Raw genomic sequence first — 14,704 nt, 5'->3', positions numbered from 1 at the left:
GCAGACCTTGCAGAGCTTGTTTGGCTTCGATCTTCCCACCGCGCAGAAGTGGGTCATCGCTTTTGGCGTCATCCTGGTGCTGCTCGTGCTGCTGGGGCTGTTTGCGCGGCAGATCAAGGATGGCCGGCTGCGGCTGAAGGGGCAGGGCGGGGGCCGCACGCGGCAGCCCCGGCTCGGCGTCGTCGACATCCACGATCTCGACCGCCAGCGTCAGCTCATCCTGATCCGGCGCGACAATGTCGAGCATCTGGTGATGATCGGTGGTGCCTCCGACGTCGTCATCGAGACCAATATCTTGCGCAGCGGGGCGCGGACGCCGATGCAGGCTTCGCCCGACATCGGGCTGCCCGACCGCCCGCTGCCGTTCGACACGCTGGTGCCGCAGGATGCGCCTCGCCAGGAGCCGCCCCGCCAAGAGCCGCTGCGCCAGGAGTCTTCGCGTCAGGAGCCTTCACGTCAGGATAATGCCGAGGACATGCGCCGCGCGCCGCCGGCCCCGGTTGCACAAGTCCCGATGGCAGGCGAGGCCCCGCCGCCGCCGGTGCGCTCGGCCCCGCGCCCCATGCAGACGCTGACGCAGGCAGAAGCTGCCGTCGCAGCGGCGGCAGGGGGCAGCGCCGTGCTCGCGGCCTCGTCCAGGGCGCAGCCCGCGCCGGCCGCCCCGGCATCGTCGATGCCGACCCCGAATTTCACGCGCGACCACGCGCCGGCACCGACCGCCAGCGCAGGCGAACTCGACGATATGGCGCGCCAGCTCGACGAGGCTCTGAAGCGACCGTTCTCGGCGGTTCGACCCTCCCAGGCGCAGGCCAATCTTCCGGTCGAGACCGAATCTGCGGTCAAGCTGGACCTGCCCGCCCCGCCGGTGGCTCCCCCCACACGGTTGGATCCGGTCGCGGCATCGACCATGTCTGCGCCGCCCGTGTCTGCGCCGCCCATGTCTCCGCCGCTCATGTCTCCGCCGCCCATTCCCGCTTCGCCGCCGGCCGCGCGGATCGTGCCGCTCGATGTCGAGGCCGAGTTGGAACTGGCGCTGGGCCTGAAGCCCGAGCGCACCAGCCCCAAGCCGCCGGCGCCCGCGCCGCTGCCTGTGGTGTCCCATCGGCCGGCGGATGTTGAACCGGTGGTGATGCGCGAGGCCGAGGCCGCTGCAGCGCCTGCCGTATTCAAGCCGGCGGCGGCGCCAGTGGCGGAGCCGCCCGTGCCCCTGTCGGATGGAGGGGACATCCGGCGGATCGGCGATGAGGCAGCCCTGACGGCGCCGACGCCTGCGGATGCACCTGCGGATGATGACGGGGCGTCCGGCGAGCCGTTCCAGGAGTTCGAGCCTGTGGCGGATGCGTCGCCTGCGCCCCCGCCCGCGTCCGAGCCTGATCCAGCAACCCAGCCGGAGCACGAAGCCGAAAGTGCGCCCAAGCCCATCGACCCGTTTTCGGTCGATGCGATCGAGGCGGAATTTGCGCGTCTGCTGGGACGCGATCCCAAGCCGCGGCCGTGAGCTTCACGGCCGTGCAGGCCGCGATCAACAGGATTTGTGGCTTCGCGGCGCTTTGACGCCGCCCGGCCGGTTGCGGCCTGGCCAAACCCGGCCTTAGCCTCGCGCGGCCCGACCAAGTGAGTCGGGGGCAAACCCGGCGCGTGCGTGACCCTGATCTGCACATCTGCGAGACGGCGCCCCGTGCGCAGCCGGCGCCCGGTCTGGGCCTGGCTGGTGCTGGCTGCGGGGCTGGTCGGCGTCCCTCATGCACCGGCACTGGCGCAGACGCTGTCGCTCGATCTCGGGCAGGGCGGTGGCGTGGCCGAGCGCGCGCTTCAGCTCATCGCCGTCATCACGGTCCTGTCGCTGGCGCCGTCGATCCTGATCATGGTGACGTCGTTCACGCGCATTGCCGTGGTGCTGTCGCTGCTGCGTTCGGCGCTCGGCACGCAGACAGCGCCCCCCAATGCGGTGATCATCGGGCTGGCGATCTTCCTGACCGGCTTCGTGATGGCGCCGACGCTGCGCGAAGCCTATTCGAGCGCGATCGTGCCGCTGGTGGCGGGTCAAATCCAGCCGGCCGAGGCCTATAACCGCGGCGTCGTGCCGTTCAAGACGTTCATGCTGCGGCATGTGCGGGAGAAGGATCTGGCGCTGTTCATCGAGATGTCGCGCGAGCCGCCGCCCGCGACGCCGCAGGAGGTCCAGATCCATATTCTGGTGCCCGCCTTCATGATCTCCGAGCTGCGGCGTGCTTTCGAGATCGGCTTCCTCTTGTTCGTGCCGTTCCTGATCATCGATCTCGTCGTGGCGTCGATCCTGATGTCGGTGGGCATGATGATGCTGCCGCCGGTGACGGTGGCACTGCCGTTCAAGCTGATCTTCTTCGTGCTGGTCGATGGCTGGGGATTGGTGGCCGGATCTCTGGTCAAGAGCTACGGCGTCTGACGCAGGGCGCGCGCGCCTGAGTGTCAGCTGCGCCCGGGCGGGGCTGGCGGTGCCGCATCGGCCTCGGCGCCGGCCGGGGTCGGCGTGGGTGCTGCCGGCGGCTCGGTGGAGGGCGGCAGGGCGGGCGCGTCCGGCTTGTTCTGGCGCGCGGCGGCGGAAATGGCCGGGTAGCGCTCGCGATAGGCCTGCATGAAATCAGACAGCGTATCGGCGCCGGCAGCGGCGGCAGCGCGGGCCATCTCGCGGATATCGGCCGATTTGGTCCGGTTGGCTCCGGTGACGAAGGCGAAGGTGCGCGCATCGCTGCTCTGCGCCATCTTGCCGGCGAATTTGCTGCGCAGCCGGTCGAGCGAGAGCGCCTCGTCGGACATGACATAGGAGATGGCGGCGCGCATGACGTCGGCGCGCTGGCCGTCGCTCAGCGGCTTCTCGCCGCGCCAGGCTTCGTCGAGGATGCGCTCATGCGCCTCGCCGGCCTCGCGCCAGCGGCGTCCGGTCCAGAAGATGTCGGCACGCAAGCGGTCGATCTCGGGGCCGCGCTCGGATTCGAGCAGGTCCATCGCCTGATCCGTGCGCGACAGATCCGACAGCGCCTTGGCTTCGAGCAGCAGGCGGGCGCGCTTGACGTCACCGGGCAGCTCGACGAGGCGCGTCGTGTTCAGCGCGCGCAAGGCCTCCGCCGGCTTGGCGTTCATCAGGTTGACCATCGCCAGCCGCGCCGCGACGGTGGACCGCGCTGCTCCGGTCAGGCGTCGCTCGATCTGATGGCGCAGGATGTCGCTCGCCTGATCGAGCAGATCAAGGCCGATCAGGCGGTCGGCGAGAAGACGCGTGATCTCGTCGCCGCGCCGGCCGATGGGAAGGAACTCCTTGAAATCGTAGAACAGCGCCAGTGCCTCAAGGCGCGGCAGCTGGTCGAGGCTGTCGCCGCTGAAGAGATCGGCGAAGCGCTGCGCCGTCTCGTCCTGCATGCGGCGTGTCAGCTGATGCTCGGGGAAGCTTTCGGACGCCCGACGCGCAACCATGAAGGCGTCGCGCCAGCGCTGCGCATCGGCATAGAGACGGCCGAGTTCGCTCAGCGCCTCGATTTCCAGTTCGCCGCCGCGCCAGATGATCGAGACCGTCTCGAGCCTGGCGAGAGCCTCCTCGGGGCCGATGTCGGCGCGCTTCTCGGCCTGGACCAGCTTGACCGCGCGCAGCTGCGCTTCCGCCGCCACCGGGCGGCTCTTGGCCTCGAACAGCGGCTTATAGCCGGCCAGGGCGTTGTCTGGCCGGCCAGCGACGTCGTCGATCATGGCCCGCAGCAGATCGAGGGTTTCATGATCGGCCGTTCCGGCCGGCAGTTGGCCAAGTGCATCGATCTCGCGTTCGGCGACCGCGATGTCCTGCGTCGCCAGCGCCGCGCGGGCCTTGGCGACGCGAATCTCCGCCTGCAGTTCCGCCGGGTAGCGATCGAGGACGGCCTCGGTGCGACGAAACCCAACCATCGCCTGCGTGGCGCGGCCGCGGCGCTGATCAACGAGAGCACGCCACAGGACCGTGTCGGGGTCGTCCTTGATCGGCGCCGCCTCGAAGGCGGCGGCAGCCTCCTGGTGACGGTGCATCTGCGCGGCGATCAGGCCCTTCAGGAAGAGAGCCTCGCGGTTGCCGCGCATCGCCGGGTCATCCGCCATCAGCGCCGTCAGCGGGCCCTTGGCTTCGCTCATCAGCCCATTTGCAGCGTAGAAGCGCGCCAGGGCGAGACGGGTCTCGGATTTGCGAGACCGTGAGGCGCCGGCGATCTCGCGCTGCAGCACGCGCTCCTGGTCGCGCACGGCGCCAATAACGAGATCGCCCCAGGGTTCGGGGTCGAGCAGGGGCGCGCGCAGCTCGGCCGCCTTGCTGTCGCCATCCTTCTCCGGCGCTGCGACGTCGAGCGAGACGGTGAGTCCGCCGGCGCGGCCGATGCGGACCTGATCGGTGCCCGCGCGCACGACGACGTCGTCGGAACGGGGTGCGACGGCCAGTCCGTGCAGGGTCGGTACCAGGCTGAATTCGACGAAGCGATACGGTTTGGCGGTGACCCGAACCGGTCCCGTGGCGGTGGCGACGGCGATTGGCGGGCCCAAGGGGCCGACTTCGAGCCAGTGAATCCCGGTCATGCCGCGCAAGGGTACAGTGACGATTGTCTGGCCCTGCTCGTCCATGGCGCGGGCGGGCGACACCGGTTCGGCCGCTTTGCCGCCCTGCTCGCCGAAGCCGAGCGACCAGGTCGTGCCGTCGTCGAAAAGCCGCGTCAGCGGCTGACCCGCAAGGCGCAACCGCACCAGGACGATCCTGCTCTCGCGGGAGACCGTCGCCTCCTCGATGATCTGCGGCAGGAGCCCCTGGAGCGCGGCGGGGTCGATGGTGTCGCGTGTGTCGAAGGCCAGCGTCGCAACGCCGCCCTCGACGAAGGCGGCGGCGCCGGTCGCGCGCGGGAAGCGGAAGTCAAGGCGCGTCCCGACCGCCGCGATCTTCACCGCCTGCGGGGCGGGATCGACCACGGGGGGAGCGATGACGGCCGGTGTAGGAGCGGGGGGCTGGAGCGCGGATGCGCTCGCCGGCGCAGCGGCCGGCGCATTGTCGAGGGCTCCCTGCACGACCGCCGGGTGCGCGAGGGCGGCGGCGGGCAGTGGGCCTGCGGGGGCCGCCAGGGTCGCAGCCGGGGGAGCGACAGGCTTCAGCAGGTCGAGAAGGAGGCCGTCCTCGTCACGGAAGCTGCGCATCTCCCACTTCGGCGGCAGGCCCAGCACCAGCGTCGTCGCCGCTTTCCCGGTTTCATGCGAGCGCAGCGAGATACCTTCGGGCAGGGCGGTTCTGATCGCGGCGGGGTCGACGGTCATGGGCTGGTCGAAGGTGAGCGTGAGGGCACCGTCTTTCAGCACCGGCAACAACGCGGTTTGCGGCGGAACGTCGAAGATCAGCCGTTCGAGAGTCGGCAGGCTGGCGCCGCGCATGCCCAGCGTCTTGCGCTGCTCCTGCTCCAGACGGGCGGCGTTGCGCGAGCGCGCCTCCGCGACGCGCAGACGCTCCGACATCTCGGCGATGACTTCGGGCGGCGGACCCGGCAACAGGCCGCGCCAGTTCTCGGGCAGGAGATCGATGAAGACCCGCTCGCCGACCTCGATCAGGTTGGCGCGATAGGGCTGCGCCAGGGCAAGGCGCATGCCGCGCCCGTCGGGGTCGACACGGGCGATCGAGACGTAAGCCGGCAGTTCGCGGGCGATCTTGGCGACGTTGATCTTGACGCTCGTGCCGAAGGCCACGACCAGCACGCCGTTGGCGACGCGGATGCGTGTCTGTGTCGGTTCGTCGAAGGTCAGCGACAGGCGCCCATATCCCGGCGGCACCACATCGCCGCGCAAGCTTGCATTGGCGGCGAGCGCCGGCGCGCCGAGACCGGCGGCGGTGGCCAGGGCGATAAGCCCGATGCCGAAGGCAAGGGAACGCGGGAGACGCAAAACGGAACACTCACGCAACGCAAAGGTGACGAAGCGGGAAGAAACCTGCTCCGGTCGTCAGACGCTAGAGGGTCAAGGATAATACGACGTTAAGGCCGCGGCGGCTGTTCACCGGCGCGGGGCGGGTGCGATCGCGGGGAGCTCGGTCCCGGGGAGGGCGGCCGCATCGAGCGAGACCCGCTCGGTCGCGGGGCCGCGCGGCATCGTCGCCAGCGCCACGGTGAGCTTCTCGGCCCGTTCGGGCGCCATCGCGGCCAGTACTTCTGACATCTTGCGCGGGTTCATCTGCTGGACGACGGGCACCAGGATATCGAGCCCGAGGCGATCGAAGACCCGGGCGGCGTCCTTGGGCTTCATCGCCTCATACATGATGACCAGGTTCTTGATCGCCTTGGTTTCCTCGCCGGCAGGCTTGGCCCCGGGCCCACCGCCAGCCTTGGTCTCCTGATCCTTCAGATCGCCGACGCGGCTGTCGAGCTTCTTCTCGGCGGTGTCGAGCAGGCGCTCGCGCATTTCGAGCTCGCGCATCCGCGCGTCGATTTCCTCGCGCCGCTGGCCGAGCCGCTCCAGCAATGCGCGTTCGGCGGGCGAGACCGGCGCCGCCACACCGTTCAGGATATTGGCCTTGTTCAGGGGGTTGGCGGCGCGGGCGGCATCGGCCTTGGCATCGGCTTCCGCCGTCTCCGGATTGTTCTTGGGATCGGGTTTGTCGACCGAGCCCGTGGTCTCCGGATCGAAGGGCAGGTCGGGCGCATGCGCCTGGGCGACGATCTTGGCCAGTGCCCAGGGCTGCTTTTCGGCCTTGGGCGCTTCAGAGGCGAAGATCGGCGCGTGGGACGGAATCGTGCCGGGATAAGGCGCCGCCGTCCAGGCCAGCAGCTTCAGCGCCAGGAGAGCCATGGCGCCGAGGATGACGGCAGGAAGCAGGCGCGGCCGCTCGATCACGCGGCATGCCCTTCGAGCCGTCGGGCGGCGCGGGCCCGGATGGCGGCGGCCGACTGGGCCGCATTCGCGAGTCGCGAAATCGGGGTTGGTTCGGCTGCCGACGCGTTGACGGGCTGCTCGGCAGCCGTCTTGGGCGCCACCAGCGCGGCTGCGCTGACGATCTGGCCGATGCGCTCCATCACGACCTGGCCGGCCTCGATCTGGGCGGCAAGATCGGCCGCATAGCGCTCCGCCGTCTGCAGACGTTCGGCCAGCGTGCGGTCGCAGTCGCCCAATGTGAGCTTCAACCCGGCGATGGCGCGTTCGGCGGTGTCGGTCGCCGCGATCAGGGCCCCGACCGTCTGGCGCATGCCGGCCTCGTCAGCCTTCATGCGCTCGATGCGCTTGGTCAGGATGAAGCAGGTGATGATGGTGGCGACGAGCAGGCTGGCAACCAGCACATCGGCGATGAGAGTGATCGTCATGGCGGGCGCCTTATCGTCAGGGTTGGCCGTGCTGGTTGGTGTCGAAGGCGGCGATCGTCGTCTTGGAACGCCGCAGCGGGCTGACGATCTGGACCGCGATCTTGTCGTCGACCCGGCCGATGCGGCCGTCGCTGACGATGAAATCCCCGCAGCGCAGCGAAACGAAGGAATCGGGGCGCGCGTCGAACATCAGCGTGTCGCCGATCTCGAGCTTCATCATCCGCTTCAGCGGCATCTGCGTCTCGTGCAGCACGCAGGTCACGGGCACCTCAGTCTGCCAGACCTCGGTCGCGAGATGGTTCTCCCAGATCGGATCGCGCCCGAGCTTCTCACCCATGAAGCTTTCGAGCAGCAGATCCCGGATCGGCTCGATCGTCGCATAGGGCAAAAGAATGTGGAGCGCGCCGCCACGGCCTTCCATGTCGAATTTGAGTTCGACGCGGATGGCGGCGTTGGCCGGGCGCGAAATCGAGACGAAGCGCGGATTCGATTCGATGCGGTCGATGGTGAAATTCACCGGCGAGAGCGGCTTGAAGGCGGCTTCTGCGTCGGCCAGGATCAGCCCGATGACGCGCCGGATCAGCCTGATCTCGATCGAGGTGAAGGGCCGTCCGTCGACACGGGGCGCCGGCTGGCCGCGCTTGCCGCCGAACATCGTGTCCATGATCGAATACATCAGCGCCGATTCGATCGTGACCAGGCCGAAATTGTCCCATTCCTCGGCCCTGAACACCGACAGCATCGCCGGCTGCGAGATCGAGTTCATGTAGTCGCCGAAGCGCACGGAGCGGATGCTCTCGAGCGTGACTTCGACATTGTCGGTGAAGAAGTTGCGCAGGCTGGTCGACAGCAGCCGGACGAGACGCTCGAAGATGATTTCGAGCATCGGCAGGCGTTCGTAGGACACCGAGCCGGAATCGACGATGGCCTGGATGCCGTTGCGGCCATCCTTGTCGTCGCCGAGCGAGAAACCGAGCATCGTGTCGATTTCGTCTTGGCTCATCAGGCGGTCTACGCCGCCCTCCGGTTCGCCTTCGTCCTCGACGATGTCGGGCATGGTGGCCCATTCGGCCGCCATGCTTTCCGGGCTCAGCGGCTCGTCCTTGGCCGGCTTGCCGGCATTGTCGCGGTCGCTGGTGCTCATCGGGTTGTCAGTGCTCTCGTCACGTCTGGATGTCGCGTCGGATGATCCGAAGGCCGGCTCAATCGGGTGAGGGGTGGCTCACTGAACCAGCAACTCCTTGAACAGCACCGCATCGACCTTGGCCGGGAAGACCGTCACGTTGACGCGGCGCAAAAGCTCTTCCTTGAGGCGGTACATGCCGGCCGAACCCTCGAGATCGGAGGTGCGCAATTCGCGCATGAAGACCTGGAAGGCGTCCTCGACGCGCGGCAGCAGCGGCTTGATCTCCTCGGAGATCTTCGCGTCGGCGGTTTCGAGCACGACCTTGATCTTGATCATGGGCTGGCGCTCCTGCTGGGGGCCGCTGGTGATGCCGATCACCATGTCCTTCATCTCGATGAAGTTGACCGGCTTCTTGGCGTTCTTGGCGGCTTCGAGCGCGGCGACCTGCTCGGCCGAGGGCTTCTTCAGGAAAAAGAACCAGCCGCCGCCGCCGAGCGCCGCCAGCAGCACCACGCCGCCGATGATCATCATCAGCTTCTTCTTGCCGCCGCCTGCGGCTGGGGCGGCTTCCGCCGCGCCGTCTTCGTCGGTCTTGGGCTTCTTCGCCATCGCCTGCACGCCCCGCAATCACGACGATCCGCTGCGCCTGCGCGGGCCGTTGAGGCACCCTGGCTGGTCACGGTTAACGCGTCGTTAAGGAGGGCAAATTCTGCCGGGTCGATCTTGCCCGCCAGGCCTTGCATGCCGGGTTGCGGCAAGGTCGAGTGGCTGGGTTTGCTAATATAGAACAGATACTTAGGCGTCTTAACCATCCTGGCATGGCGCTTGCGGACTGTTCCCCGTGGCTGCTGCGCTGGGGAGCGTCGAAGCGGCCGCGGAACAAATCGGGAGACCACGCCGTGGAGAACGCTCTTCTCGTCGGCCTGTCGCGTCAGATGGCTCTGGCGCGTGAGCTGGATGTCATCGCCAACAACATGGCGAATGTCGGGACCAATGGTTTCAAGACGCGCTCGGCGCGTTTCAACGAATTTCTGAGCCCCAGTGCCAGCGCCGACAGCTTCAAGCCGGCCGACAGGAAGCTGTCCTATGTCATCGACAAGGGCACGCCGATCGACCTGTCGCAGGGCTCGACCGAGCGCACCGGCAATCCGCTCGACGTGGCGCTGCGCGGTGACGCCTTCCTCGTCGTGCAGACGCCGGGCGGCGACCGCTACACCCGGGCGGGCTCGCTCGACATCAACGCCCAGGGCCAGCTCGTGACCCAGTCGGGCCAGCCGGTGATGGGCGATGGCGGGCCGATCACCTTCGGCGCCGCCGAGAGCAATGCGCGCATCGCCGCCGACGGCACGGTCTCCACCGACCAGGGCCAGCGCGGCAAGATCAGGATGGTGCGCTTTGCCGATGCGCGCCTGCTGAGCAGCGAGGGCACCAACCTCTTCGCCTCGACCGCCGCGCCGCTGCCGGCGGGACCCGAGGCGCGCCTCGAGCCCGGCGCGATCGAAGGCTCGAACGTCAAGGCGGTGATCGAGATGACACGCCTGATGGAGGTGCAGCGCTCCTATCAGAGCGTCGCCAACATGATGTCGAAGACGGACGAGCTGCGCAGCAAGGCGATTTCCCGCCTTGCCGACCAGCAAGCCTGACCGGACCTGAGGAGCCAAGCCCATGCGCGCCCTGCAGACTGCCGCCACCGGCATGATGGCCCAGGAACTCAACGTCCAGGTCATCTCCAACAACATCGCCAACGTGCGCACCACCGGCTACAAGCGCCAGCGCGTGCATTTCCAGGATCTTCTCTACGAGAACTTCCGGCGCGCCGGCTCGGCCACCTCCGACCAGAACACGCAGGTGCCCGCCGGCACCTTCGTCGGCTCCGGCGTCAAGACGGTCTCGACCGGCCGCGTGATGACGCAGGGCAACCTGACGCCGACCGAGAAGCAGTACGATCTGGCGATCCGGGGCGAGGGCTTCTTCCGCGTCCGCATGCCCGACGGCCGCACCACCTATTCGCGCGACGGCTCGTTCGATCTCGATTCGCAAGGGCAGCTCGTCACCCGCGACGGCTACCAGGTCGAGCCCGGCATCACGGTCCCCAACAACGCCACCAGCGTCAGTGTCAATGCGCAGGGCACCGTCGAGGTGATGCTGCCGGGCCAGACCGCGCCGCAGCAGCTCGGCCAGATCCAGCTCGTGCGCTTCGTCAACAAGGTCGGCCTCGAATCGATCGGCGACAACCTGTTCATCGAGACCGCAGCCTCCGGGCAGCCGATCGACGGGTTCGGCGGCGGCGAGGGCTTCGGCACGCTGCAGCAGAACTATCTCGAAGAAGGCAACGTCCAGGCCGTGACCGAGCTGTCCTCGCTGATCGCGGCGCAGCGCGCCTATGAGATGAACTCCAAGGTCATCACCGCCGCCGACCAGATGATGTCGGCGACGACCGCGATGTTCCGCGGCTAGGCCGGAGGTTCCCCATCATGATCCGCACGTCCCTCGGCCTCGCCCTGATCGTCCTGCTGGCTCCGGCAGCGCTGGCGGCGCCGGCACCCCAGGCAGCTTCGCCGGGCCTCTCGGTCGCAGCCCTGGCGGCTGGCCCGGTCGCTTCGGCGCCGCAGGCGCGCCGGCTGCAGCTGCGACCCGAGATCACCCTGACGCACGAGCTCGTCTCGTTCGGCGATCTAATCGCCGGACTGCCGGCCGAGGCGGCGGCCACCGCCGCGTTCCGGGCTCCGGCTTTGGGCGAGACCGGCACGATCCAGCTCGCGCGCATCGTCGATGCGGCGCGCGCCGCCGGCTTCATCCGCGAGGCGGGCGAGATCGAGAATCATGGCGCGGCGCAGGTCGTCGTCAGCCGGGCGGCGCGGCGCATCATGGCCTCCGACATCGAGGCCGCGGTCAAGATCGGGCTGCAGGAGCGCTACGGCATCGATGCCCGCGCCTTTGCCCTGGCGATCGATGGCGGCGCGCCGGCGATCGCGGTCGAGCCCGAACTGACCGGCGAGGTCACCGTCACCGATCTGAGCTACGACGCAAGGGCGCGGCGGCTGCAGGCGCGCATCGGCGTGCCCGGCAGCATGGCGCTGCGGCTGAAGCCGGTGCGCATCGGCGGCCAGCTCGTCGAGACGGTCGAGGTCGTGGTGCCCAGGCGCGCGATCGCGCGCGGCGAGACCTTGACCCGCGACGACGTCACCATCGAGCGCCGCCCGCGCGACGGGCAGGTCTCCGATCTCGTCGCCGATCCGCGCGCCGCGGTCGACAAGGTGGCGACCCGCGCGCTGATGGCGGGGCTGCCGCTGCGGGGCAGCGACGTCCGGCGCGAGGAGATCGTCGCCAAGGGCGATCTCGTCACCATCATCTACGAATCGCGCGGTCTGACCATCACCATGCGCGGGAAAGCCGGCGAGGCCGGCGCGATGGGCGATGTCGTCACCGTCACCAATCCCCAATCCAAGCGCGTGCTGCAGGGCACGGTCAGCGGGCCCGGCCGGATCTCGGTTCAGCCCAGCTCGGCCGGCCGCGTCGCCGCCGCGCCCTGAAATTCGTCACGGAAAGCACCGCCATGACCGCGAAAACTGTCACCCCCAAAACCGTCACCACCCTTCGCAAGCTCTCCGCCGTGCTGCTGATCGGCATCTCGCTCGGCGCCTGCGGCGCGGCCGACCGGCTCGCCAATGTCGGCGCCGCGCCGGCGCTCTCGCCGGTCGAGGATCCGACCGCCGCCAAGGGCTACAAGCCGGTGCAGATGCCGATGCCGACGATGGAGCATGCCTCCTTCGCGCCCAATTCGCTCTGGCGCACCGGCTCGCGCGCCTTCTTCAAGGACCAGCGCGCCAGGCTCGTGGGCGATCTCGTCACGGTCAAGGTCAAGGTCACCGACAAGGCGCAGCTCAACAACACGACCAAGCGCAGCCGCAAGAATGGCGAGGATGTCGGCGCCGACAACGCCTTCGGCTTCGAGAACAAGCTCGACAAGTTCCTGCCCGACGGCGCGAGCGCGGGTTCGCTCCTGAAGCTCGACTCGTCGGCCTCCAGCGAGGGCGCGGGCTCGGTCAACCGCTCCGAGACGCTGGCGACCAATGTAGCGGCCGTCGTCACCCAGACTTTGCCCAACGGCAATCTCGTGATCGAGGGCAAGCAGGAGATCCGGGTGAATTTCGAGGTGCGCGAATTGATCGTCGCGGGCGTGATCCGGCCCGAGGACATCGAGAGCGACAACACGATCGAATCCGCCAAGATCGCCCAGGCGCGCATCGCCTATGGCGGGCGCGGCCAGATCACCGACGTCCAGCAGCCGCGCTATGGCCAGCAGGTGATGGACATCCTGCTGCCGTTCTGACCCTCACACCGACGCGACGTCATCCTGGGGCGACCGAAGGTCGTCCCGGGATCCATCGAAGGGCGCGACATCGCCTTATGATGGATCCCGGAGCTGCGCCGCTCCGCGGCTTGTCCAGGATGACGTCGCGTTTCCAAAGTCCCTCTACGAAGGACAAAGCCCCGCACGATCCTCACCCCATCCCGGCCGGCGCGGAACGCTCCCCGCTCATCCCCGCGCCAGCCGGCAGGCGGTCTCTCCCGAGCCGCCGACCCACCCGGCCGCCAGCCACGCTCCCCGGCATTTCAGGGCAGGCGGCCCGACCAGAAGCCCCGCGTTCTCCCGACGCGGGGTTTTTTGGTGTGGGGGGAGGGGTGCGCTGGCAGCGGACACGAAAGCCGACCTTCAGAGCCTACCTATACGCTCCCGATGCTTGGTTGATGTCAGACAAAGCACCGGCATGTGCTCGGGCGCTAAGAAGTGCGTCCGTTTCCTCGCGAATGACCATGGCGTTGGGATGAGTGGCAAACTTGCACGCCGTTATCCGAAATGCTTGATGCTTCATCATTGACTGATAGGCTGCCCGTAAGGGGAAGCAAATGGTTATAAGAAAACTTGCTTTGATTGCGCTGGTCGTGAACCGCGCGAATGATCGTCACGGCGAACTCGAAAACGAGACGGCCGCGATGGCATGGCTCTTCAACGAGCGTGAAACGCACATGCGAAATCTGACGAAGGACATCGTCGAGCAGGGCGAAATTTACGAGTACCCCCTCGTTTCTCCCGACAAGTCCAAGTTTATCGTCTTCGACGGCAACCGCCGCGTGACGTGTCTCAAGCTTCTGGACGATCCGCGCCGGGCCCCGACTACTGAGCTACAAGCATTTTTCCGGGACCAGAAAGCGCTGTGGAAGGGCACCTTCCCGAAAGAAATCCAGTGCCAGGTCGAAACCGACCGCGAACGAATTGACGAGATACTGTTCCGTCGTCACACCGGCTCACAGTCCGGCGTCGGCCAGAGCACTTGGGACGACCGGATGAAGGCAACCTTTGTTACGCGTACCGGCAAGGGTGGCGGACCGAGTGTTGCAGACGAGATTGAAAAGCGGCTCGCAAAAGCAAACTTGCTGCCCTCCCGTCGCAAGATACCACGGTCAACGCTGAACCGCCTTCTGTCTGCTGAACCTTTCCGGCATCGCGTCGGTATCAGCATGAAGGGTGGCTGCTTCCAGTTCACGCATGACGAGACAAAGTCGCTCGCCGCACTGGCCCGTATCGCGAAGGACATGGCGGAACGCGATCTTGTACTGGGGGACATCTGGGACATCGACGGCAAGCAGAGCTATCTTGATCAGCTTGAGCGCGAGGGCGTCCTTCCTGATAAAACAGGCACGACGACGACAGCCGCGCCCGCAAAGCTGGCTGAGAAGACCGCAAAGGTGAAGCCGAGCGCAAAGCCGACGCCGACCATTCGAACGACGCTGATTCCGCAAAAAGACTTCGATCTGAGCTGGCCGGGACGGCTTCAGCGCCACCACCGCATCTGGGAAGAGCTACAGTTTCACCTAGATCTGCGAACCCACCCCAACGCGATCTCGGTTCTCATGCGCGTGCTCATCGAACTCGCATTGGAGAACTACATCACACAAGCGAAGGTCACGGTCCACGAGAACGACAAGCTCGCGACGCGGTTGGAGAAAGCCGGCATGCACCTTCAGCTAGCCAAAAAGATCGATCCTAAACAGGTTGAGGTGTTGAAGAAATTCAAGCAGGGCGACAAGCTCGTGTCGGCCGACACGTTGAACAAGTACGTTCATTCAACCAACTTCGCGCCTTCGCCTGAGCACCTGATGTCGATCTGGGATAGTTTGGCCGACGTGGTCGTTGAGATGCTGAGGGCCTAGTGGATTGACGGCGACGGAAGAGTCCCGCTCGGGATTCCGTTTTGCC

Annotated in this window: 12 protein-coding genes; 7 read left to right on the top strand and 5 right to left on the bottom strand. The window is 67.3% G+C overall.

Annotated elements, in window-relative coordinates; genetic code table 11:
* Window positions 1-7: 7 nt before the first annotated feature.
* Together IP69_RS15205 and fliP are read left to right on the top strand one after the other, a co-directional pair.
* On the top strand, window positions 8-1,498 hold the full coding sequence (locus IP69_RS15205) for a hypothetical protein (protein WP_156323486.1): 1,491 nt from the start codon (window positions 8-10) through the stop codon (window positions 1,496-1,498).
* A 210-nt stretch (window positions 1,499-1,708) separates the two neighbouring features.
* On the top strand, window positions 1,709-2,425 hold the full coding sequence (gene fliP / locus IP69_RS15200) for a flagellar type III secretion system pore protein FliP (RefSeq protein ID WP_248306857.1): 717 nt from the start codon (window positions 1,709-1,711) through the stop codon (window positions 2,423-2,425).
* Window positions 2,426-2,448: 23 nt separating this feature from the next.
* On the opposite strand, the gene IP69_RS15195 is transcribed toward fliP, so the two are convergent.
* The 5 genes from IP69_RS15195 to fliL all read right to left on the bottom strand — a co-directional run bounded on the left by IP69_RS15195 (window position 2,449) and on the right by fliL (window position 9,060).
* Window positions 2,449-5,907 carry a hypothetical protein gene (locus IP69_RS15195; RefSeq protein WP_054143683.1) on the bottom strand — a complete coding sequence of 1,153 codons (3,459 nt, stop codon included), beginning with the start codon at window positions 5,905-5,907 and terminating at the stop codon, window positions 2,449-2,451.
* 108 nt (window positions 5,908-6,015) lie between these two features.
* A complete protein-coding gene (locus IP69_RS15190; RefSeq protein WP_054143682.1) occupies window positions 6,016-6,852 on the bottom strand; it encodes a hypothetical protein in 837 nt (278 codons plus the stop codon).
* Window positions 6,849-7,316 carry a DUF6468 domain-containing protein gene (locus IP69_RS15185; protein ID WP_054143681.1) on the bottom strand — a complete coding sequence of 156 codons (468 nt, stop codon included), beginning with the start codon at window positions 7,314-7,316 and terminating at the stop codon, window positions 6,849-6,851. The genes IP69_RS15190 and IP69_RS15185 overlap by 4 nt, the downstream gene beginning before the upstream one ends.
* Window positions 7,317-7,332: 16 nt before the next feature.
* Complete coding sequence (gene fliM / locus IP69_RS15180) at window positions 7,333-8,460, bottom strand: flagellar motor switch protein FliM (protein WP_082359364.1); 1,128 nt, start codon at window positions 8,458-8,460, stop codon at window positions 7,333-7,335.
* A gap of 78 nt (window positions 8,461-8,538) precedes the next feature.
* Window positions 8,539-9,060, bottom strand: coding sequence for a flagellar basal body-associated protein FliL (fliL, locus tag IP69_RS15175; protein WP_248306856.1), 522 nt, complete (start codon window positions 9,058-9,060; stop codon window positions 8,539-8,541).
* Between the two features lie 281 nt (window positions 9,061-9,341).
* On the opposite strand from fliL, the gene flgF reads away from it, so the two are divergent.
* The 5 genes from flgF (at window position 9,342) to IP69_RS15150 (ending at window position 14,658) form a co-directional block, all read left to right on the top strand.
* A complete protein-coding gene (gene flgF / locus IP69_RS15170; protein ID WP_054143678.1) occupies window positions 9,342-10,085 on the top strand; it encodes a flagellar basal-body rod protein FlgF in 744 nt (247 codons plus the stop codon).
* A 22-nt stretch (window positions 10,086-10,107) separates the two neighbouring features.
* Window positions 10,108-10,899 carry a flagellar basal-body rod protein FlgG gene (gene flgG / locus IP69_RS15165; protein ID WP_054143677.1) on the top strand — a complete coding sequence of 264 codons (792 nt, stop codon included), beginning with the start codon at window positions 10,108-10,110 and terminating at the stop codon, window positions 10,897-10,899.
* Between the two features lie 17 nt (window positions 10,900-10,916).
* Window positions 10,917-11,975, top strand: a complete 1,059-nt coding sequence (gene flgA, locus IP69_RS15160; RefSeq protein ID WP_054143676.1) for a flagellar basal body P-ring formation chaperone FlgA — start codon at window positions 10,917-10,919, stop codon at window positions 11,973-11,975.
* A gap of 23 nt (window positions 11,976-11,998) precedes the next feature.
* Window positions 11,999-12,775, top strand: coding sequence for a flagellar basal body L-ring protein FlgH (gene flgH, locus IP69_RS15155; RefSeq protein WP_054143675.1), 777 nt, complete (start codon window positions 11,999-12,001; stop codon window positions 12,773-12,775).
* Between the two features lie 578 nt (window positions 12,776-13,353).
* A complete protein-coding gene (locus tag IP69_RS15150) occupies window positions 13,354-14,658 on the top strand; it encodes a hypothetical protein (RefSeq protein ID WP_054143674.1) in 1,305 nt (434 codons plus the stop codon).
* Window positions 14,659-14,704 lie beyond the last annotated feature (46 nt).

The sequence above is a fragment of the Allobosea sp. AAP35 genome (genome assembly GCF_001295925.1).
In the GTDB taxonomy this organism is placed as follows: Bacteria; Pseudomonadota; Alphaproteobacteria; order Rhizobiales; family Beijerinckiaceae; genus Allobosea.
This window is presented reverse-complemented; position numbering and strand designations above follow the sequence as displayed.

Excerpts from the sequence above, each read along its gene's own strand:
- IP69_RS15185 (WP_054143681.1), bottom strand. The coding sequence starts at position 7,316 with ATGACGATCACTCTCATCGCCGATGTGCTGGTTGCCAGCCTGCTCGTC.
- fliM (WP_082359364.1), bottom strand. The coding sequence starts at position 8,460 with ATGAGCACCAGCGACCGCGACAATGCCGGCAAGCCGGCCAAGGACGAG.
- flgG (WP_054143677.1), top strand. The coding sequence starts at position 10,108 with ATGCGCGCCCTGCAGACTGCCGCCACCGGCATGATGGCCCAGGAACTC.
- flgA (WP_054143676.1), top strand. The coding sequence starts at position 10,917 with ATGATCCGCACGTCCCTCGGCCTCGCCCTGATCGTCCTGCTGGCTCCG.
- flgH (WP_054143675.1), top strand. The coding sequence starts at position 11,999 with ATGACCGCGAAAACTGTCACCCCCAAAACCGTCACCACCCTTCGCAAG.
- IP69_RS15150 (WP_054143674.1), top strand. The coding sequence starts at position 13,354 with ATGGTTATAAGAAAACTTGCTTTGATTGCGCTGGTCGTGAACCGCGCG.